Origin of the sequence: Actinomadura sp. RB99 (assembly GCF_014706005.1) — a bacterium.
Classification (GTDB): domain Bacteria; phylum Actinomycetota; class Actinomycetes; order Streptosporangiales; family Streptosporangiaceae; genus Spirillospora.
The window spans coordinates 1-19,297 of record NZ_JABMCA010000020.1 but is presented as its reverse complement, the minus strand read 5'-3'; the positions used below and the strand labels follow the sequence as shown (position 1 = coordinate 19,297).

At 73.1% G+C, this 19,297-nt stretch carries 15 protein-coding genes; 9 read left to right on the top strand and 6 right to left on the bottom strand.

Annotation, left to right across the window (positions count from 1 at the left end; genetic code table 11):
- The first annotated feature begins 13 nt into the window (after positions 1-13).
- The 6 genes from amrb99_RS19760 to amrb99_RS19735 all read left to right on the top strand — a co-directional run bounded on the left by amrb99_RS19760 (position 14) and on the right by amrb99_RS19735 (position 5,684).
- Positions 14-988 carry an STM4015 family protein gene (locus amrb99_RS19760; protein WP_190857938.1) on the top strand — a complete coding sequence of 325 codons (975 nt, stop codon included), beginning with the start codon at positions 14-16 and terminating at the stop codon, positions 986-988.
- A 34-nt stretch (positions 989-1,022) separates the two neighbouring features.
- A complete protein-coding gene (locus tag amrb99_RS19755; RefSeq protein ID WP_347256755.1) occupies positions 1,023-2,096 on the top strand; it encodes an STM4014 family protein in 1,074 nt (357 codons plus the stop codon).
- Positions 2,093-2,884 carry an STM4013/SEN3800 family hydrolase gene (locus amrb99_RS19750; protein ID WP_241755713.1) on the top strand — a complete coding sequence of 264 codons (792 nt, stop codon included), beginning with the start codon at positions 2,093-2,095 and terminating at the stop codon, positions 2,882-2,884. The genes amrb99_RS19755 and amrb99_RS19750 overlap by 4 nt, the downstream gene beginning before the upstream one ends.
- Positions 2,881-4,173, top strand: a complete 1,293-nt coding sequence (locus amrb99_RS19745; protein WP_347256754.1) for an STM4012 family radical SAM protein — start codon at positions 2,881-2,883, stop codon at positions 4,171-4,173. Before amrb99_RS19750 ends, amrb99_RS19745 begins: the two co-directional genes overlap by 4 nt.
- A complete protein-coding gene (locus tag amrb99_RS19740) occupies positions 4,173-5,027 on the top strand; it encodes an STM4011 family radical SAM protein (RefSeq protein ID WP_190857931.1) in 855 nt (284 codons plus the stop codon). The genes amrb99_RS19745 and amrb99_RS19740 overlap by 1 nt, the downstream gene beginning before the upstream one ends.
- A 270-nt stretch (positions 5,028-5,297) precedes the next feature.
- Positions 5,298-5,684 (top strand): ATP-binding protein, encoded by a 387-nt coding sequence (locus tag amrb99_RS19735; protein ID WP_347256753.1) that lies wholly within the window; start codon positions 5,298-5,300, stop codon positions 5,682-5,684.
- A 135-nt stretch (positions 5,685-5,819) separates the two neighbouring features.
- Here the strand turns inward: amrb99_RS19735 and amrb99_RS19730 are convergent, their stop codons facing one another.
- From amrb99_RS19730 to amrb99_RS19720, 3 genes are read right to left on the bottom strand one after another with little or no spacing between them, the layout of a single operon-like run.
- Positions 5,820-6,971, bottom strand: a complete 1,152-nt coding sequence (locus tag amrb99_RS19730) for a DUF6745 domain-containing protein (protein WP_241755712.1) — start codon at positions 6,969-6,971, stop codon at positions 5,820-5,822.
- A 12-nt stretch (positions 6,972-6,983) separates the two neighbouring features.
- Positions 6,984-7,310, bottom strand: coding sequence for a hypothetical protein (locus tag amrb99_RS19725; protein WP_190857927.1), 327 nt, complete (start codon positions 7,308-7,310; stop codon positions 6,984-6,986).
- Between the two features lie 55 nt (positions 7,311-7,365).
- Positions 7,366-8,718 carry a threonine/serine exporter family protein gene (locus amrb99_RS19720; protein ID WP_241755711.1) on the bottom strand — a complete coding sequence of 451 codons (1,353 nt, stop codon included), beginning with the start codon at positions 8,716-8,718 and terminating at the stop codon, positions 7,366-7,368.
- Positions 8,719-8,885: 167 nt separating this feature from the next.
- Here amrb99_RS19720 and amrb99_RS19715 point away from each other — a divergent pair, with 167 nt between their 5' ends.
- Positions 8,886-10,979, top strand: coding sequence for a RecQ family ATP-dependent DNA helicase (locus amrb99_RS19715; protein WP_190857920.1), 2,094 nt, complete (start codon positions 8,886-8,888; stop codon positions 10,977-10,979).
- A gap of 47 nt (positions 10,980-11,026) precedes the next feature.
- Here the strand turns inward: amrb99_RS19715 and amrb99_RS19710 are convergent, their stop codons facing one another.
- Together amrb99_RS19710 and amrb99_RS19705 are read right to left on the bottom strand one after the other, a co-directional pair.
- Complete coding sequence (locus tag amrb99_RS19710; protein ID WP_190857918.1) at positions 11,027-11,932, bottom strand: NADP-dependent oxidoreductase; 906 nt, start codon at positions 11,930-11,932, stop codon at positions 11,027-11,029.
- 1,951 nt (positions 11,933-13,883) lie between these two features.
- Positions 13,884-14,093: a hypothetical protein gene (locus tag amrb99_RS19705; RefSeq protein WP_190857916.1), complete on the bottom strand. Its 210-nt coding sequence runs from the start codon at positions 14,091-14,093 to the stop codon at positions 13,884-13,886.
- A gap of 183 nt (positions 14,094-14,276) precedes the next feature.
- Here amrb99_RS19705 and amrb99_RS19700 point away from each other — a divergent pair, with 183 nt between their 5' ends.
- Positions 14,277-15,302, top strand: coding sequence for a LysR family transcriptional regulator (locus amrb99_RS19700; protein WP_206700016.1), 1,026 nt, complete (start codon positions 14,277-14,279; stop codon positions 15,300-15,302).
- A gap of 283 nt (positions 15,303-15,585) precedes the next feature.
- Here the strand turns inward: amrb99_RS19700 and amrb99_RS19695 are convergent, their stop codons facing one another.
- Positions 15,586-16,509 carry a sugar kinase gene (locus amrb99_RS19695; RefSeq protein ID WP_190857913.1) on the bottom strand — a complete coding sequence of 308 codons (924 nt, stop codon included), beginning with the start codon at positions 16,507-16,509 and terminating at the stop codon, positions 15,586-15,588.
- Between the two features lie 163 nt (positions 16,510-16,672).
- On the opposite strand from amrb99_RS19695, the gene amrb99_RS19690 reads away from it, so the two are divergent.
- Entirely contained in the window at positions 16,673-19,126 is a 2,454-nt protein-coding gene (locus tag amrb99_RS19690; protein ID WP_347256752.1) for a GNAT family N-acetyltransferase, read from the top strand.
- Positions 19,127-19,297 lie beyond the last annotated feature (171 nt).

Here is a 19,297-nt window from a genome sequence, read left to right as displayed (position 1 = left end):
CCGAAAGGGACCCATGGGCGTTTATCGGCATCTAGAGGAGTACGCCGGCCTTCCGGTGGCCACCTTCGACTGCGAGACGGGGGTGGAGGACGAGGACGACGAGGACGGCGCGACCGGCGGGGAGGAGACCGACGAGGGTCTCCCGCCCGCCGGCGAGGCCGCCTGGTACGTCGGGACGATGTTCGACGAGGAGCCGTTCTCCGACACGTTCGCGCGGTTCCTGGAGACGGTCGACACCACCGAGGTGACGGCCCTCATCGTCGGCTACTGGGGCGCGTCCTACGACGAGAGCAAGTCCGACCCGGTGGCGCTGCTCACCGAGAACGCCGCGGCCTTCCCGAAGCTGAGGTCGCTCTTCTTCGGCGACATCACCGGGGAGGAGTCGGAGATCTCCTGGATCGAGCACGGCGACATCTCGCCGCTGCTCGCCGCGTTCCCGGAGCTGGAGCGCTTCGAGATCCGCGGCGCGCAGGGCCTCACCCTGTCCCCGATCAAGAGCACGCGTCTGCGCGTGCTGCGGTTCGAGTCGGGCGGCCTTCCGGCGCGGGTCGTCCAGGCCGTGGCGGCGAGCGAGCTGCCGAACCTGGAGCACCTCGACCTGTGGCTGGGGGAGGACAACTACGGCGGTGACGCGACCGTCGCGGACCTGGCCCCGCTGCTGTCCGGCGAGCGGCTGCCGGCGCTGCGCCACCTCGGCCTGGAGGACAGCCAGATCCAGGACGAGATCGCGGCGGCGGTCGCGGGCGCGCCCATCGTGGCGCGGCTGGAGTCCCTCAGCCTGGCGATGGGCATCCTCACCGACCAGGGCGCGGAGGCGCTGCTGTCGGGGCAGCCCCTCACCCACCTGCGCAAGCTGGACCTGCACCACCACTTCCTGTCCGACGCCATGGTCGAGCGGGTCGAGGCCGCGTTCCCCGGAGTCGAGGTCGACCTGAGCGAGCAGGAGAAGCCGGACGGCGACTGGCGCTACATCGCGGTGTCGGAGTGAGCGTTCGCCCAGCGGTGGGCCGATGAGGTTCGTCGTGGTCGGGACGCCGGGCGACCGGCGTCCCGCGCTCTTCGCGCAGGCGTGCCGGTCCTGCGGCCTGCCCGAGCCTCGGCTCATCGCCTGGACGGACGTGCTGCGCGGCGCCGACGTCGTCCTCGCTCCGGGCGACGTGCTGCGCATCGACTCCCCAGGGGAGGACCCGGCGGCGGACGCGCTCCTGCGCGGTCCCGGCGACCCGTCCCGTGTGGGTGGGGGCGCGCGCTGGTACTCGACGTTCGTTGCGGCGCTTGACCGTATCCAGGACGTCGCCGCGCGCGCGGGCGCACGGCTTCTCGGCGACGTCGAGGAGATCGCGGTCATGTTCGACAAGCGGCGGTCGCACGCGCGCATGGCGGCGGACGGCGTACCGGTTCCGCAGGCGCTCCCACCAGTGCGCTCCTACGAGGAACTGCGCGCGCACATGGACGGACTCGGGGAGCGGAGGGTCTTCGTCAAGGCGGCGCACGGTTCGTCGGCTTCCGGCGTGGTCGCCTTGCAGACGGCGCTGGGCGGCCGCGTCAAGGCCGTCACCTCGACCGCCATGAACGGGACGGGCCTGTTCAACTCGTTGCGGGTGCGCGCGTACGAGACGGAGAGGGATGTCGCGGCGCTCGTCGACGCGCTGGCGCCCGACGGCCTGCATGTCGAGCGGTGGCTGCCCAAGGCGTCGCTCGGCGGGCGCGTGTTCGATCTGAGGGTGGTCGTCATAGGCGGCACGCCTACGCACGTCGTCGCGCGGACCAGCCGCAGCCCTATGACCAACCTTCATCTCGGCGGTACGAGGGGCGATGTGGCGGTGGTCCGGCGCGCGCTCAGGCCGGACGGATGGCGGCGGGCGCTCGACGTGTGCGCGCGGGCGGCCGCCTGTTTTCCGCGAAGCCCAATGGTGGGAGTGGACCTGCTCGTGCTCCAGGGCATGAGGCGCTTCGCCGTGTGCGAGGTCAACGCGTTCGGCGATCTGCTCCCCGGGCTCACGGGCCTGGCCGGAGGCCCGGCCGAGGGGCTGGACACCCACACTGCCCAGGTCAGAGCCGCTTTGCCGGAGATCGCCCCCGTATGTACGACATGAACGAGGTCATCGGCAGCCACGACGTGCTGCTGGTGACGCTCGACACGCTGCGCTACGACGTGGCCGCCGAACTGGCGGCCGCCGGAGAGACGCCCACCCTGGCCTCGTTGCTTCCAGGCGGCCGCTGGGAGCGCCGCCATACGCCGGGCAGCTTCACCTATGCCGCCCACACCGCGATGCTGGCCGGGTTCCTGCCCACACCCGCGTCCCCCGGCCCCCACCCGCGGCTGTTCGCGGGGGCGTTCCCGGGCAGCGAGACGACCGGCGCCGGAACATGGACGTTCGACGCCGCCGACCTGCCCACCGGGCTCGCGTCCGCCGGCTACCACACGGTGTGCGTCGGCGGCGTCGGCTTCTTCAACAAGCGCACACCGCTCGGCTCCGCTCTGCCGTCGCTTTTCGCCGAGAGCCATTGGGAACCCGGATTCGGAGTGACGGACCCGGCCGCGCTGCCCAACCAGCTCGACCGGATAGCCGACGTCATGGCACGGCTGCCCGCGGACCGTCGCCTGTTCCTGCTCCTGAACGTCGCGTCCCTGCACCAGCCCAACTGGTTCTACCTGGACGGCGGTACGCGCGCGCACGGGGACACTCGCGCCAGTCACGCCGCCGCCCTCCGCCATGTCGACGCTCATATAGGGCGCTTGTTCGACCTGATGCGCCGTCCGTGCTTCGTCATCGTCTGCTCCGACCACGGAACGGCGTACGGAGAGGACGGCCACACCGGTCACCGCATCGGCCACGAAGTCGTGTGGACCGTTCCGTACGGGGAGTTCGTTCTATCGTGACCACCACCGGGCCGTACCAGGCGTACGTCTACGCCTACCCGCACAAGACCGCCTACCGCCCGCTGACGCCGCAACCCGCATTGCGAGAGGTGTGGGCGAAGGAACCGCTGGACGCGCTCTTCCTCTACATGCATGTGCCGTTCTGCGAGATGCGGTGCGGCTTCTGCAACCTCTTCACGCGGACGGGCGCCCCCGAAGAGCTGACCGGCGCCTACCTGGACGCGCTCGACCGGCAGGCGACCGCCGTACTGGAAGCGCTGGGCGACGGTGCCTCGTTCGCCACCGCGGCCTTCGGCGGCGGAACGCCCACCTACTTCACCGCGGCGGAACTGGAACGGCTCTGCGGCATCGCCGGCAGGTTCCCCGGATTCGGCGAGATCCCGCTCGGCGTGGAGACGTCCCCGGCGACCGCGACCACCGACCGGCTCGCCGTCCTCGCCGAACGCGGCACCAGCCGGGTGTCCATCGGGGTGCAGAGCTTCATCGACGAGGAGGCCCGCGCCGCCGTCCGCCCGCAGAAGCGCGCGGAGGTGGAGGCGGCTCTCGACCGGATCCGCGCCGTGGGCTTCCCGACGCTCAACATCGACCTCATCTACGGCATCGACGGACAGACGCCCGCCACGTGGCTCCACTCCTTGAACGCCGCACTGGAATGGCGTCCGGAGGAGCTCTACCTCTACCCGCTCTATGTGCGCCCCCTCACCGGACTGGGGCGCCGCCCGCAGGACTGGGACGACGAGCGCCTCGCCCTTTACCGGCTCGGCCGCGACCATCTCCTGAGCGAAGGCTATGAGCAGGTCTCGATGCGCATGTTCCGGCTGCCGAACGGCGCGACCGGCGGCACCGAATACTGCTGCCAGACCGACGGGATGGTCGGCCTGGGCTCGGGAGCGCGCTCGTACACGAGCAACCTGCATTACTCGTTCGAGTACGCGGTCGAGCAGCGGCACGTCCGTTCCATCATCGACGGCTACGTGCGCGAGGACGACTTCACCACCGCGCGCGTCGGGTTCGAACTGGACGAGGGGGAGCGGCGCCGCCGCCATCTCCTCCAATCGCTCCTTCAGGCCGACGGGCTCGACCGGGACTCCTACAAGGCCCGCTTCGGCACCGACCCGTGCGCCGACTTCGCCACGGAACTGGCGCCGTTCGACGACCTCGGCTGGCTGGAGACCACGGAGGCGGTCCTGAGGCTCACGCCCGAAGGGCTCGCCCATTCCGACGCGATCGGACCAGCGCTCTTCTCGTGGCCCGTCAGGGAACTGATGGCCTCCTACCAGGCGCGCTGATGCAGCACCTCACGATCCTCTACCGGGGCCCGCTCGCCAGCTGCGATTACGACTGCCCCTACTGCCCGTTCGCCAAACGGCGCGACACACCGGAACAACTCCGCGCGGACCGTGCGGCCCTCGAACGCTTCACCGCTTGGGTGGCCGCGCAGGAGCACCCAGTGTCGGTCCTCTTCACGCCCTGGGGAGAGGGGCTCGTCAGGTCCTGGTACCGGCGGGCGTTGACGGAGCTGAGCCACCTTCCGCACGTCGAGCGGGTCGCGATCCAGACGAACCTCAGCCACCGCGTGTCGTGGACGTCCGACGCAGACTTGTCCAAGCTCGCCCTGTGGGCGACGTACCACCCCGGTCAGGTCACCTACGACCGCTTCCTGGGGAAGTGCCGCGAGCTGACCGAACGCGGCGTCCGCCACACCGTCGGGATCGTCGGCGAGCCGAGCCACCTGGACGCGGCGCGCCGCCTCCGCGGAGAACTACCGGCCGACACCTACCTGTGGGTCAACGCCGCGGAAGGGCACGCCTACAGCGACGAGGAAGCCGCCGCCTGGACGGCGATCGATCCGCTGTTCCCGGTCAGCCGGCACCCCCACGCCAGCCGCGGTCTCGCCTGCCGCACGGGCGAGACCGTCGTGTCGGTCGACGGTGAAGGGACGGTCCGCCGCTGCCACTTCGTCCCGGCCGTCCTGGGCAACCTCTATGACGGCTCGTTCCGCGACGCCCTCGCACCCCGCCCTTGCCCGATGGACACGTGCGACTGTCACATCGGTTATGTCCACCTCAAGCCGCTCGGCCTCTACGACACCTTCGCCGGCGGCGTCCTCGAACGCATCCCCGCCCTGCTCGGCGAGATGTAGCCGCGAGGTGACCCACCTCTGCGACCTGCCACGGCGCCGTCCGATCGCGGACGGGACGGGCGTTCGCGGACGCCTTGCAATTCTCCGTCCGTGCCGCCACTCTGTGGATGGTCCCGCATGGTCACCAAACGGAGCTGAATGACTGCGAACAGTGAACGACTCAAGCGGTGGTCGAGCCGCGCGGACGGTCATGACATAGGGAGCGGTTCCCGTGCACGACCGCCCTGGAGGGCGCATGCTGGCGATAGCAGGCGACCGTTAGGCGATGCCGTGGACTATTTCGAACGCCCCCACTTCCTCCTCGCGTTGAAGCCGGCGGACACGTCGGTGCGCGCGGCGCGCGACGTCGTCCGCGCCGCGCTGGAGGGCTGGGACCGCCCGGACACCACGGGCGACGTCGAACTGATCACCAGCGAACTCGTCACCAACGCGATCCGTCACGCCAGCACCGTCACCCTCGTGCTCTACCTGCCGGACGACAAGACGGCCATGGTGGAGGTATGGGACGACAACCCCGAGGGACCTGTCGAACCCCCGCACGACCTGCAGGCCGAAAGCGGCCGCGGGCTCTTCCTCGTCGGCGCCCTGTCCCGCTCCTGGGGCTGGCGGCCGACCGGTGAGGGCAAGGTGACCTGGGCGCAGGCCGCGACGACGTGACCCCTTGACGGGAACGGGAGGACGGGAACGCGAGGACGGGAGCGGGCGGGCGCCCCTTGGTGACTGGGGAAGTGCTACCAAGGGGCTCCCGCCACGAGGACGGACGGCGCGGGCCCGCCGGAGGCCGTCCAGGGGTCAGGTCTGCTTCTGCGGGCGGTAGTCGGCCTCGTCGACGCCGAACGTCCATGCCACCCCCGCGCGCGCAGTGCGCGTGGACGGCGGGACCCGCAGGTAGTAGGTGCGGTGCGTGCCGTCCGGTTCGGGCGTGGAGTTGACCACCTCGACCATGACGACGGGCTCGTCCCCGGGCAGGTCGATGGACCACAGCACGCCGGCCTCGTCCTGGTGCAGGGGCCGCGCGCCCGTCTCCGCCAGGTACCGGTCGTAGCCGAAGATCTCCAGCATCACCCGGCGCAGCTCGGCGTTCTCCTCGGCGGAGATGCGGTCGGCCGTGAGGCCGGTAAGGGAGGCCACGAAATCCGGCGGGATCGGCATGCCGCGCCAGGCGTGCAGCGAGAACCCGTCGGGGTAGGCGAGGGCCGGTCCGTCTCCGCGGTGCAGCCGCCCCGGTTCGTCGCGGTGCAGTTCGCAAGGGCGCTCCGACATGATGACCAGCCGCTCGTAGGGCCACCACCAGCCGGACGAGCGGGCCGCCTCCGCCAAGCCCGCCAAAGGCCCGTCCAGCCGGCCCACCGATTCGAACAGCGCCAGCCACGGCGCGTCGTGCTGGCCCAAGACGGCGTCGAGCGTCGCGGCGCGCAGGATGCTCTCGGCCGCGTTCTCCTCCGGCGTCGGCATCAGGTCGCCCGCCCTGGCCGACCGACCCTGTGCCTGCTCACCGACGGCGCTGCGCACCCGTGTGACCAGCGACTGGACCTGGTTCCAGAGCAGGCCGCCGGTCTCGGCCCACGTCCGCGGCCACTGCTCCGGCCCCTGTTCGGAGCAGGCCGCCGTTCGTTCGGCCTCCCACGGGCGGGTCCGCACGTCCGCCAGGACGCTCGCCCCCGCCGCGCCTTCGCCGAGGTCGGCGCGGGCCCGGTCGAGCAGGTCGTCCAGCCCGGCCTTGCGCAGCGCCGCCTCATGCCCGCCCAGCACGGCGGCCGCGACGGCCCCGCGCGCGGGGGAGGGCACCCACACGAACCGCTCGGGAGCGGCCAGGCCCGCGGCCGCGTAGGCGGCGGCCACCCCGGCCTCCGCCCGCGCCCGGTCGGCGGGATCGGTGCGGAAGGCGTCCGCCTGCCAGTCGCCGACCACGTAGTGCGGCTCGCGCAGCATCTCGGTGACCATCTACGCCGCCCCTCAGTCCGCCACGACCCGGACGGCGCCCGGCACGTACTCGCGCTGCCGGATCACCTTGTACCAGCCCTTGGGCAGGGTTATCGCCGCGTGCTCCTCGTGCACGAGCCGGCCGCCGGACGGCAGGTGCAGGTGGTCGGGCGCGAGCGGATCGGGGACCCGCAGCAGCGAACCCGGCGCCGTGAGCGCGTGCGCGTGACCGGTGGCCTCGCCCAGCGCCAGCACCATGCGCCCCCGGCCGTCCCTCGGGGACGGTGGCAGTTCCCGCACGGACTGCGGGACCTCCGCCTCCGGCACGGGCAGGATCAGGATGTCTCCCTGTCGGTACATGCCGCGAAGGTAACGCCCGCCACCGACAGTTTCCGGGGCCGTGGAGAGCGGGCTGTCAGAAGCCCCGCGTCCGGCGGGCCGCAGGACGCGCCCAGCGTCCCCCCGCGGTGAGCCCGACGCGCTGGAACGCGCGCACGAACTCGCCGCCGAGGTTGACGCCGGCGCCGAGCGCGAGGGCCACGGACAGGGCGCCGATGAGGCTCAGTACCCCGGACTGCGGGGAGCCGGTGTTCAGTTCGACCATGCCGCGGTAGAGCGCCGTCCCCGGCAGCAGGGGACCGATCGCCGGCACCACGAACGGCATCACGGGCGCGCCGTGGCGCCGGGCCAGCCAGTTCGCCAGCACGCCGACGACGATCGCCGCCACCGCCGAGGCCAGCACGGGCGGAACGTTCCATCCTCTGAGCAGCACGTAGATCGTCCAGATCAGCGCGCCGCCGAGGGCGGACGCCAGGAGCACGTCGCGCGGCGCCGCCAGCGACACCGCGAACGTCACCGAGACGGCGGCGGCCGCCATCAGCTGGACGGGTTTCAGCGTCACCGGGGCCGTTGGCAGGTGGCTCACGTCGATCGGCACGTTCAGGTTCACCGCGATGTACACCACCGCGCCGAGGCCCGCGACGATGGCCGCGATCATGAAGAAGACCTCCAGCCCGCGCGCGGCGGCGCTGACGAGGTCGCCGGTGATGCCGTCCTGGATGCTGGCCACCAGGGGCCGCCCGGGCAGCAGGGCGAGGATCGCGCCCGTGACGATGGTGGAGGCATGCTGCGGGTTGCCCGCCGCGACGACGATGGCCGCGGCCGCGGCGCCGATGGCGGCGGCCACCGTCAGCTGGAAGAACTCCGCGATGCCGCGGCGGGCGAGGGCGGCGGCCGTCCGGTCGCCCAGCAGGGTGGCGACGAACGCCGTCCCCGCGACCAGGGGGCCGCCGCCCGACAGCACACTGGCCGAGGCGGCGATGAGACCCAGCGCCGCCACGATGAGCCAAGGCGGGTACGGGCCGCGCCCCCGCTTCATCTCCGCGAGCTGCTTGTGGGCCTCATCGAGCTCCAGCATCCCGATGGACGCCTCCTGGACGAGGGCGTGCAATTTGGTGAGGCGCCAGTAGGCGGGCGTACGGCGCCGGATGGCGCGCGATCCCGTCACCGGCGGCGCGCCCCTGCCGGGGTGGGCCGACACCAGGATGCTGGTGAGCGTCACCTGGACCTCGCAGCGGGGGAGCTCGTAGGCGACCGCGAGGCCCAGCATCGCCTCGTTCACGCGCTCGGTGGTCTCGCCGCTGGCCAGAAGGAGTTCGCCGACGCGGAGGACGAGGTCCACCGCGCGCGGGTCGACGACCTCGCTCGGCTCGTCCTCGGGGGGCTCCGGCGGCGATCCGTCCCACAGGACATGCCACGTCCGCCGCAAGCGTTCCGCCGCTCCCATCCCCCGCTGGTGTCCCTTCCGCCATGAAACCGATCTTCCACGCAGGCTACCCATGGCGCCACCGACCGTCACCGCCGGGTCGGCGCAGGGTTATCCACAGAACGAGGTTCTGGTGCGAGTGCTCGCCCGCCGCTGGTACCAAAGGGGGCATGAGCACTCCCGACGGACTCCGCGACGACGCCGAGCGGTGCCTGCGCGCCCTCGCCGGCGAGCACGCCAGGCTCCGCGACGACCAGTGGACGGCCATCCGCACCCTCGTCGTCGACCGGCGCCGCGCCCTCGTCGTGCAGCGCACCGGTTGGGGCAAGTCCGCCGTCTACTTCGTGGCGACGCGGCTGCTGCGCGAGCGCGGCGCCGGCCCCACCGTGATCGTCTCACCGCTGCTGGCGCTGATGCGCAACCAGATCGAGGCCGCCGACCGGGCCGGCATCCACGCCCGCACGATCAACTCCGCCAACACCGAGGACTGGCAGCGGATCTTCGCCGAGGTCGAGGCCGGCGAGGTCGACGTCCTGCTGGTCAGCCCCGAACGGCTCAACAACCCCGACTTTCGCGACCTGGTCCTGCCGCGGCTCGCCGCCGGCGCCGGGCTCGTCGTGGTCGACGAGGCGCACTGCATCTCCGACTGGGGGCACGACTTCCGTCCCGACTACCGCCGGTTGCGCACCCTGCTCGCCGAGCTCCCGCCGGGCATCCCCGTCCTCGCCACCACCGCCACCGCGAACGCCCGCGTTACCCAGGACGTCGCCGAGCAGCTCGCCGGCGACGACGCCCTCGTCCTGCGGGGGCCTCTGGAACGTGACTCGCTCCGCCTCGCGGTCGTCTCCGTGCCCACCGCCGAGCAGCGCATCGCCTGGCTCGGCGAGCACCTGGCGTCGCTGCCGGGCTCGGGGATCATCTACACCCTCACCATCGCCGCCGCCCACGAGATCACCGGCTACCTCCGCGACCGCGGCCACGAGGTCGCCGTCTATACCGGCCAGACGGAGCCGGCCGAGCGGCTCCAGGCCGAACAGGACCTCCAGGGCAACCGGCTGAAGGCCCTCGTCGCCACCAGCGCCCTCGGGATGGGGTTCGACAAGCCGGACCTCGGCTTCATCGTCCACGTCGGCGCGCCGCAGTCCCCGGTCGCCTACTACCAGCAGATCGGGCGCGCCGGGCGCGGCGTCGACCGCGCCGAGGTGATCCTGCTGCCCGGCCGCGAGGACCGCGAGATCTGGGCCTACTTCGCCAGCCTCGCGTTCCCGCCGGAACCCGTCGTCCGCACCACCCTCGACGTCCTGGACGCCGCCGACCGCCCTTTGTCGACCGGCGCCCTGGAACCGCAGGTCGACCTGAGCCGCAACCGCCTGGAGATGATGCTGAAGGTCCTCGACGTCGACGGCGCGGTCCGCCGCGTCAAGGGCGGCTGGACGTCCACCGGACTCCCGTGGGCCTACGACCGCGAGCGCTACGAGCGCGTCACGGCGGAACGCCGCCGCGAGCAGCAGGCGATGCTCGACTACATCGCGACGGGGGCCTGCCGCGAGGAGTTCCTCCGCCGCCAGCTGGACGATCCCGCCGCGGCGCCCTGCGGACGCTGCGACAACTGCACCGGCGAGCACTGGCCCGCCGACGTCACCGACGAGGGGACCACCCGCGCCCGCGACCGCCTGCATCGGCCCGGCGTCGACGTCGCCCCTCGCCGAATGTGGCCCACGGGTGTCAAGGACGACCTCGGCGTCTCCGGCCGTATCCGACCGGAGCTGCAGGCGGAGACGGGGCGCGCCCTCGGCCGCCTCACCGACATCGGCTGGGGCAACCGGCTCCGCGAACTGTTCGCCGGCGGCGACACCGATGTCCCCGCCGACATGGTCGACGCCGTCGTCAAGGTCCTCGCCGCGTGGGACTGGGCCGCCCGCCCCACCGGCGTCGTCACGATCGGCTCGCGCTCCCGGCCCCGCCTCGTCGGCACCTTCGGCCGGCGCATCGCGGAGATCGGCCGCCTGCCCTTCCTCGGCGAACTGGTCCCCGTGGGCGAGCCCGTCCCGCGCCGGCACAACAGCGCCCAGCGCCTCCGCTCGGTCTGGGACTCGCTGGCGCTGCCCGAGCCCGTCGCCGTCGCCGTGAAGGAGGCGGCCGGGCCCCTGCTCCTGATCGACGACCGGATCGAGACCGGATGGACCATGACCGTCGCCACCCGCCTGCTGAGAGAGGCGGGCGCCCAGGCGATCCTCCCGCTCACCCTGGCCACCCCCAACTGACCCGCCCGCCGCGGCGGCGGGCGGCGACCGCCGGGGAATCGCCGGTCTCAGGGGATCAGAACGATCTTCCCCGCTCCGCCCTTCTCGACCTGCTCGTGCGCCTGCGCGGCCTGGTCGAGCGCCATGCCGCGGGTCGCGGGCGGGGTGATCCGCCCTTGCGCTGCCGCCTCCAGCAGCGTGCGCAGCACCTCCGCCGTCTGGTCCTCCGGGCCGCCGGACAGGAACGGCACGCCCAGGTCGAAGGCGGCGGGGTCGGCGATCGTCACCACGCGGTCCACGCCGCCGCGCAGGGCGATCGCGTCTGGAAGCGCCCCGTGCCCCGCCGCGTCCAGCACCGCGTCCACCCCCTGCGGCGCCAACTCGCGGACGCGGTCGGCCAGGCCGGGGCCGTACGTGGTGGCGGTCGCCCCCAGCGCCCGCACCCGGTCCAGGTTCGCCGCGCCCGCCGTGCCGACGACGGTGAGGCCGTCGGCCACGGCGATCTGCGTCGCGAGGGCGCCCACGGCCCCGGACGCACCGTTGATCAACAAGGTCTCCCCTCGGCGGGTCTTGAGCGCGCGCAGCGAGCGCACCGCCGCCTCGCCCGCCACGGGCAGCGCCGCCGCCTGCTCCCAGGTCAAGGCGTCCGGCTTCGCCGCGTAGACGGACAGCAGCGCGTACTCGGCATAACCGCCGCCGACGGGCCACCCCGCGACGGCGTCGCCCACCGCCGCGTCCGCGACCCCGTCTCCCACGGCGTCCACGACACCGGAGACCTCGAAGCCCAGGCGACGGGGCGCCGCGAGCGGCTTGCCGCCCGACATGGACCCCGAACGCAGCTTGACGTCGATCGGGTTCACCCCGGCGGCGCGGACGGCCACCCGCACCTGCCCGGGCCCGGGCTCGGGCCGCTCGGTCTCCACCACTTCCAGGACGGACGGGTCACCGTACTCGGCGAATATGACAGCACGCATGTCGGCTCTCTCCTTCGGTCGTATGCGGGCGCCCGGTCCGAGCGCTCACCGCCGGCGTAGGTGGCAAAGCCGAACAACGCGCGCTCTGTTCCCCCGCACCCCCGAACGTCCCACCTAACCCCGCCAACGAAACGCAAGCCCACCCTCAACGCCCACCTTCGCTACCGACACTCCATGCCCACCCCGGACGCCCACCCGCGACGCGCCACAACCAGCGTCGTCAACACCCACTACAGACACCCACCACAGACGCCCCGCCACGGGCACGGGCACGTCCACGGACGCGCGACACAGGCGCCTGCCCTGGATGCGCGGCACGGCGCACGCGCGGCACGGCGCACGCGCGGCACGGCGCACGCGCGGCACGGCGCACGCGCGGCACGGCGCACGCGCGGCACGGGCGCCTGCCTGGACACGCGCTGCGTGCGAGCAGCACAGACGCCTGCCCCGGGCGCTGCCACGGACGTCCGCTAAGGGCGCGCGGCACAGTTGCCCGCCCGGCCGCCTGCCACGGCGTGGCACGGGTGCCGCCACGGGCGCGCGGCGTAGGCGCCTGCCACCGACGCCTGCCCTGGATGCGCGGCATGGTACGGCGCGCGGCATGGCACGCGGCGCAGCTCAGCGGGGCGTGTGGCACGGGCGCTTGCCTGGGCGCGCGCTGCGTGCGCGCAGCACGGATGCCTGCTATAGGCGCCTGCCTCGGGCGCCGCCACGGACGTCCACTACGGACGCGCGACACAGGCGTCTGCCCTGGATGCACGGCACGGCGCGCGGCATGGCGCGCGGCATGGCGCGCGGCGCGGCGCGGCGATCCCGGACGGGGACGAGTCGTGGTGCGAGCCGCTGGACGGCGACGCGACCGGGGCGTGGACGGAGGTGCGGGCGGCGACGCCCGGGTCGGTGCTGCACGTCCCGCCGACGTGGCGCGGCGTGCTGGTGGTCTGCGACGGCGCGGTCAACGTCAAGCGGTGGCGGCGGCGCCGGTGGCGGGGTGGGGGGCACGGGCGCCTGGCTGGACGTGCGCTACGTGCGCGCAGTACGGACGCTGCCATAGACGCCCGGCTCGGGCGCTGCCACGGACGTTCGCTACGCACGCGCGGCACAGGCGGCCGCCCGGCCGCCCGCCACGGACGAGGCACGGGTGCCGCCCACTGACGCCTGCCCAGCGCTCGGTACGGTGCGCGGCACGGCAGGTGTGCGGCACGGCAGGCGTGCACCACGGCAGGCGTGCACCACGGCAGGCGTGCGCCTCGGACGCCTGCCCCGGACACCCGGCACGGCGTGTGGCACGGGCGCCTGCTTGGACGTGCACTACGTGCGCGCGGCGCGGGTGACTGCTCCGGACGTCCGCCATAGACGCCTCCCTGTGCGCCTGCCCCGGGCGCCCGTCACGGACGCCCGTCACGGACGCCCGTCACGGCGTGCGGCGCGGGCGCCTGCCTCGGGCAACTGCCTCGGGTGCCTGGCTCGGGTGCCTGGGGTGGGTGGCGTCACGGGTGCCTCGCCGTTGAGGCCTGGCCTTGACGCGCGCTGCGGACCCTTGACGGGCGGCGTGGAGGTGCGGCACAGGCGCTCGCTATTGACAGGACCCTTGATAGGCGTGCTCGACGGGTGCCACTCCGGGCGCGGGGGAGGAAGTTGCGGGAGGGTCTGTTGGCTGTGCTCGCCTGCCGGGGGCTGGCTTGCGAGGGACTGCTGAGCCAGGAGGGCGGGCCTGCTCAACGAGTGCGTGTTCGGGGTGCTGAGCCGGGTGCCGTTCTCTTGGTCGGCCGGGCCTGCGGTGAGGCGGGGAGCGGCCCGGCCGTGACCTTGAGGACGCCGCCCGCGCGCCCCTGTAGGCGCGGGCGGAGATGGTGGACCGGCCCGTGCGCGCGGCCCCGCGCACGGACCGGCGACCGGTCCGGGCGCCGCGGCGGAGAAGAGCCGCGGCGAACCGGGGTCGATGGGGCCTCTAGGGGCGGACCCCGAGGCCTCCGGGGCCGCCGCCCGAGAGCCGAGGCCGAGGGCTGTGCCGTCCGGCCGGCTCGTTCCGCACGCCCGAGTAGACGAGCCGGTCGCCCGGCTGCTGCGGAACGGACGAGGGCAGCACCGGGACGGCGATCTTCTCCGGCGGTCCGCCGTCGGTCGACGGGACGGAGGGCGCGGGGGCGGTCGGGGTCACGGATCTGCTTCCTCGGGTACGGGTGGCGACGGGAGAAAGTGTTCTAGAGGTTAGAAAACCCTGTCCAGCTGTTTGAGAGAACATCTTGAGATAAGTTCAGCGGGAAATGTCATCATTTCCCGCTCAGGTGAACGGACGGCCATTTCGGCGGGACGAAGGAGGTAGGTAGTAATGTCCCTCCCCGTGTCATTGACCCTCGACGCGCTCCTCGATTGCCCGCCCGGCCTGCTGGACGCCACGTTCGACCAGCTCCGGACGCTGTTGGTGGTCCACGAGACGGGGTCCGCGCTGCGCGCCGCCCGGGCGCTCGGGCGGGAGCAGTCCAGCGTCCAGAAGCAGCTCGACACGCTGAACCGCAACAGCCAGGCGCTGTGCGGGGAGGTGCTGACCGTCCGGCAGGGGCGCGGGAAGGACTTCCTGTTCACCCCGACCGGCGAGACGACGGTGGAGCTGGCGCGGACGACGATCGAGAACTGGCTGGAGTCGATCCACTGGAGCCGGCGCCGCCTCGGCCGGATGCTCACGGTCGGCACCACCGAGTTCACGCTGCCGATCGTGTCGCGCGCCTGGGCGCGGGTGTCGGAGGAGTTCCGCCAGCGCGAGGTCGAGTTCAAGGTCGCGCACGTCCGCACCAAGGACCTGTGGTCCCGGTTGGAGACCAAGCAGGTCGACCTGGTGTGCGGCAGCATCGTCAGCACGCCGGAGGGCGACCAGCGGCTCAAGGAGTACGAGGTCATCGAGTACGCGCGCGGGCAGGCGCTGCTGCTCACCAACCTGCCGGAGAGCGAGTTGCCCGACGGACCGGTCCGCACCAGCCGGCTCGGCGGCGTGCCGCTGGTGCTGCCGCCCGCCGGCCTGGTCGCCGACCTGCTGGCCACCTGGTACGGCCCCGCGTTCCGGGACCGGCTGAACGTCGTCGCGGACATCGACGACGTGCACTACGGGCTGTCGCTGCTGCGCTCCGGCTTCGTCCGCGGCTGCATGATCGTCACCGGCTCGATCGGGCGCGGGATGGCGGGTCGCGACGACCCGGACGCCGCCCCGCTGCGCGCCATCGGGCTGCACGACGACCTGGAGCCGAAGGCGGAGCTGATGACCGGCGCCTTCGTCCGCCGGGCCGACCTGGAGCGCTACGACGCCGGCCACCCGCTGAACCGCCTCTGGGCCGCCGTCCACGAGGACGTCCGCACCTACACCCCCTTGGCCTGACCCGCCTGGCAGTTGGTCGAGCGGGGCCGGGGGAGTTGCTGAGCACCGGTCCGCAGAGTCGGCTGGGCCGGGGTCATGGGATCTGGGAGTCGGTTGAGCGGCGGTATGGAAGAGCGGAGCCCGGCCGGGGTCGCGGGCGGGCACGCGGAGCGAGCGCCGGCGAGCGCAGCGGGCCTGCCCGACGGCTGACAGGCTGTTTCGCCGCGGAGCTCCAGCGGAGCGGGGAAACGGCCTGCCAGCCGTGACGGGGGTTCCAGGGGGTCGTCCCCCTGGGCGAACACTCTTACTTGATCTGGTTGTCGACCACGTCGAGGGAGGGGCGGGCGCCGAGGTGCTGGGTGGCCTGGGCGGCGAGGCGGCAGCCGGCGGTGAGGGCGTCGGCGGGCTGCTTGCCGTCCAGCCAGGGCGGCAGGAACCCGGCGATGAACGCGTCGCCGGCGCCGGTGCCGTCGACGACCTTCTCGACCGGTTCGGCGGCGACGGTGACGGGCTCGGGGCGGCCGTTGGTGTACCAGAGGGCCCCGTCGGCGCCGACCTTGATGACGACCTGCGGGTACCAGGCGGTGAGCACCTTGGCGGCGGCGGCCGGGTTCTCGCGGCCGGTGAGGATCTCGGCCTCCTTGGCGGTGACCACCAGGAGGCGGGCGCCCTGCGTCCACTCCAGGAACGGCTCGGCGCCCATCCGCTTGAGCGGGGAGGACGAGCCGCCGTCGACCGACACCGACATCTGCGCCTGGCGGGCGAGTTCGAGGGTGTGGATGGCGGCCTTGCGCGAGCCCTCGTTGATCAGCGAGTACCCGGACATGTGCAGGTGGGTGCCCTGCGAGAACAGGTCCTTGCAGCGCTCGATGTCCTCGGGGAGGAGGGCCGCGTTGGCGCCCGGGTCGGACAGCATGGTGCGGTCGCCCTTGTGGGTGACCATGACCACGCAGGTGCCCGTGGGGCGCTCCTGGTCCATGACGAGGCGGGCGTCGACGCCGTACCCCATCAGCTCCATGTCCCGGTTGCGGCCCGCGATGTCGGAGCCTCGGCGGCCGACGAAGGCGACCTCGATCCCCTCCAGGGCGAGCCAGGACGCGACGTTGGCGCCCGATCCTCCCCCATGGGTCGTCACGGCGGCGGGCGTGTCACTGCCCTTCGCCAAAGGGAACGCGGCACGAGCCACGGTGTCTGTCATGAGATCGCCGACCACGACCACGCGCGTCATGGAGTCATCACCTCGATCAACACGGCCCGCGCGAGCGGCTTCAGGGCGTGGAACGACGGTAACAGCTCTTGGCCCCCGATTAGGTCTCGAACGCGCAGCGAAACCCGGGAACCTGGTTTTTCCCTCAGCGTGCCGCCGGCGCCGCGTGCCTTACGCTCGGTACGTGACCGAGGGTTATCCGGACCAGTGGGAGGCCGACGTCGTCCTGAGCGACGGCGGGACGGCGCATCTGCGGCCCATCCGGAGCGAGGACGCCGATCTCCTGCGGGTCTTCTACGCGCGGCTGTCGCCGGAGACGATCTACTACCGGTTCTTCTCGCCGCGCCCCTACCTCACGGACCGTGAGGTCGAGCACTTCACGGGAGTGGACTACGACCGGCGTGTCGCGCTGATCGCCACGATCGGCGAGGAGATGGTCGCGGTCGTCCGGTACGACATGCTGAGCGACCGGCCGGAGACGGCGGAGGTCGCGTTCCTGGTGGAGGACGCCCACCAGGGGCGGGGGCTGGGCGCGGTGCTGCTGGAGCACATCGCGGCGGCGGCGCGGGAGCGGGGCGTGCGCCGGTTCGTGGCGAGCGTGCTGCCGGACAACCGGCGGATGACGCGGGTGTTCCGCGAGGCGGGCTACCGGGCGGAGCAGCGGTTCGAGGAGGGCGTGATCGAGCTCGTCCTGGACCTGGAGCCGACGGAGACGTCGGTGGAGGTGATGGCGGCGCGCGAGCACCGGGCGGAGTCGCGGTCGATCCAGCGGCTGCTGTTCCCGTCGTCGGTCGCGGTGGTCGGGGCGAGCCGCGCGGAGCACAGCGTGGGGCAGACCGTCCTGCGGAACCTGCTGAGCGGGGACTTCACGGGCCCGGTGTACCCGGTGCATCCGACGGCGACGGCGGTGGCGGGGGTGCGGGCCTACGCGTCCGTCCTGGACATCCCCGACGACGTGGATCTCGCGGTGGTCGCGGTGCGGGCGGACGCGGTCCGCGAGGTCGTGGAGCAGTGCGCGGGGAAGGGCGTCCGGGGCCTGGTCGTCGTGTCGTCGGGGTTCGGCGAGACGGGCCCGGAGGGGCGGGCGGACCAGGAGGAACTGGTGCGGCTGGCCCGCGCCTACGGGATGCGGGTGGTCGGCCCGAACTGCCTGGGCATCGCCAACACGGACCCGGACGTGCGGCTGAACGCGACGCTGGCGCCGACGATGCCGGGCCGGGGCCCGGTGGGCTTCTTCTCCCAGTCGGGCGCCCTCGGCATCGCGATCCTGCAGCGGACGGCGGAGCGCGGCCTCGGGCTGTCGACGTTCGTGTCGGCGGGGAACCGGGCGGACGTGTCCGGCAACGACCTGATGCAGTACTGGGAGGAGGACCCGGCGACCAAGGCGGTGCTGCTCTATCTGGAGTCGCTGGGGAATCCGCGCAAGTTCGCGCGGCTGGCGCGGCGGCTGGGCCGCCGCAAGCCGATCGTGGCGGTGAAGAGCGGTCGCAGCACGCAGGGCGTCCCGATCGGGCACGCGGCGCGCGCGCTGACCCTGCCGGACCACGCGGTGAGCGCGCTGTTCCAGCAGGCCGGCCTGATCCGGGTGGAGGACCTGGCGGAGCTGTTCGACGTGGCGCAGTTGCTGGCCTACCAGCCGCTGCCGTCGGGCGACCGGATCGCGATCATCGACAACTCCGACTCGCTGGGGCTGCTGGCGCAGGACGCGGCGGCGGCGCTGGGCCTGGAGGTCCGCCCGCGCGTCGACCTGGGGCCGCGCGCGGACGCCGACGACTACGAGGCGGCGCTGGCGGGCGCGCTGGCCGACGATTCCGTGGACGCGATCGTGGCGCTGTTCACCCCGCCCACGATCGGCGGGTACGACCTGCGCGTCCCGGAGAAGATCCTGCGGCTGGCGGCGGAGGGCCGCAAGCCGATCGTGGCGACGTACCTGGGGTCGGAGGGCATGCCGGCCGACCTGCGGATCACCGGCCCGGACGGGACGGCGGCGGAGGGCTCGGTGCCGTCCTACGCCGCGCCGGAGGACGCCGTCCGCGCGCTGGCCTACGTGGTCCGGTACGCGCAGTGGCGGCGGACGCCGGCGGGCCGAGTGCCGGAGCTGGACGGCATCGACCGCAGGCGCGCGCGGGCGCTGGTCGAGGAGTGGCTGGGGGCGGGCGATCCGGTGCGGGCCACGCCGGAGCAGGCCGCCGAGCTGCTCGGCTGCTACGGCATCGAGGTCTCCGGGGACGCGGCGGGCGGGGGAGTGCCGACGCGGGTCGTGACCATGGAAGACCCGTCGTTCGGCGCCGTCGTCTCCTTCGGCCTCGCCGACGAGACCGCCGCCCTCCTCGACGACCGCGCCTACCGCCTGGCACCCCTCACCGACGTGGAGGCCGCGGAGCTGATCCGGGCGATCCGGACGGCGCCGCTGCTGCTCGGCCATCGCGGTGCGGAGCCGGTGGACGTCGCGGCCCTGGAGGAGCTGCTGCTGCGGGTGTCCCGGCTCGGGTACGACCTGCCGGAGGTGGCGCGGCTCGAACTGAATCCGGTCATGGCGGACGTGTCCGGCGTCGCGGTGCGCGGCGTCGCTCTCAGCCTGGCACGCCCGCTGGGTCCGCGCACGGAGCTGGCCCCTCGGCGCCTACGGCAGTTCTAGGGCCCGGCGGTTCCAGAGTCGGCGGTTCTAGGGCCGTCCGGGAGGCGGCGGCGGGCTGGGCGCCGGGGTCGGCGGGATCGGGTCGGGCTCGGGGCCGGGCGGGACCGGGTCGGGGTCCGGCGCGGGCGGCGTGGGCTGCGGTGCGGGTCCCGGCGGGGTCGGCTCCGGTGG

Excerpts from the sequence above, each read along its gene's own strand:
- amrb99_RS19760 (WP_190857938.1), top strand. The coding sequence starts at position 14 with ATGGGCGTTTATCGGCATCTAGAGGAGTACGCCGGCCTTCCGGTGGCC.
- amrb99_RS19715 (WP_190857920.1), top strand. The coding sequence starts at position 8,886 with ATGAGCACTCCCGACGGACTCCGCGACGACGCCGAGCGGTGCCTGCGC.
- amrb99_RS19730 (WP_241755712.1), bottom strand. The coding sequence starts at position 6,971 with ATGGTCACCGAGATGCTGCGCGAGCCGCACTACGTGGTCGGCGACTGG.
- amrb99_RS19740 (WP_190857931.1), top strand. The coding sequence starts at position 4,173 with ATGCAGCACCTCACGATCCTCTACCGGGGCCCGCTCGCCAGCTGCGAT.
- amrb99_RS19695 (WP_190857913.1), bottom strand. The coding sequence starts at position 16,509 with ATGACGCGCGTGGTCGTGGTCGGCGATCTCATGACAGACACCGTGGCT.
- amrb99_RS19710 (WP_190857918.1), bottom strand. The coding sequence starts at position 11,932 with ATGCGTGCTGTCATATTCGCCGAGTACGGTGACCCGTCCGTCCTGGAA.
- amrb99_RS19725 (WP_190857927.1), bottom strand. The coding sequence starts at position 7,310 with ATGTACCGACAGGGAGACATCCTGATCCTGCCCGTGCCGGAGGCGGAG.
- amrb99_RS19750 (WP_241755713.1), top strand. The coding sequence starts at position 2,093 with ATGAACGAGGTCATCGGCAGCCACGACGTGCTGCTGGTGACGCTCGAC.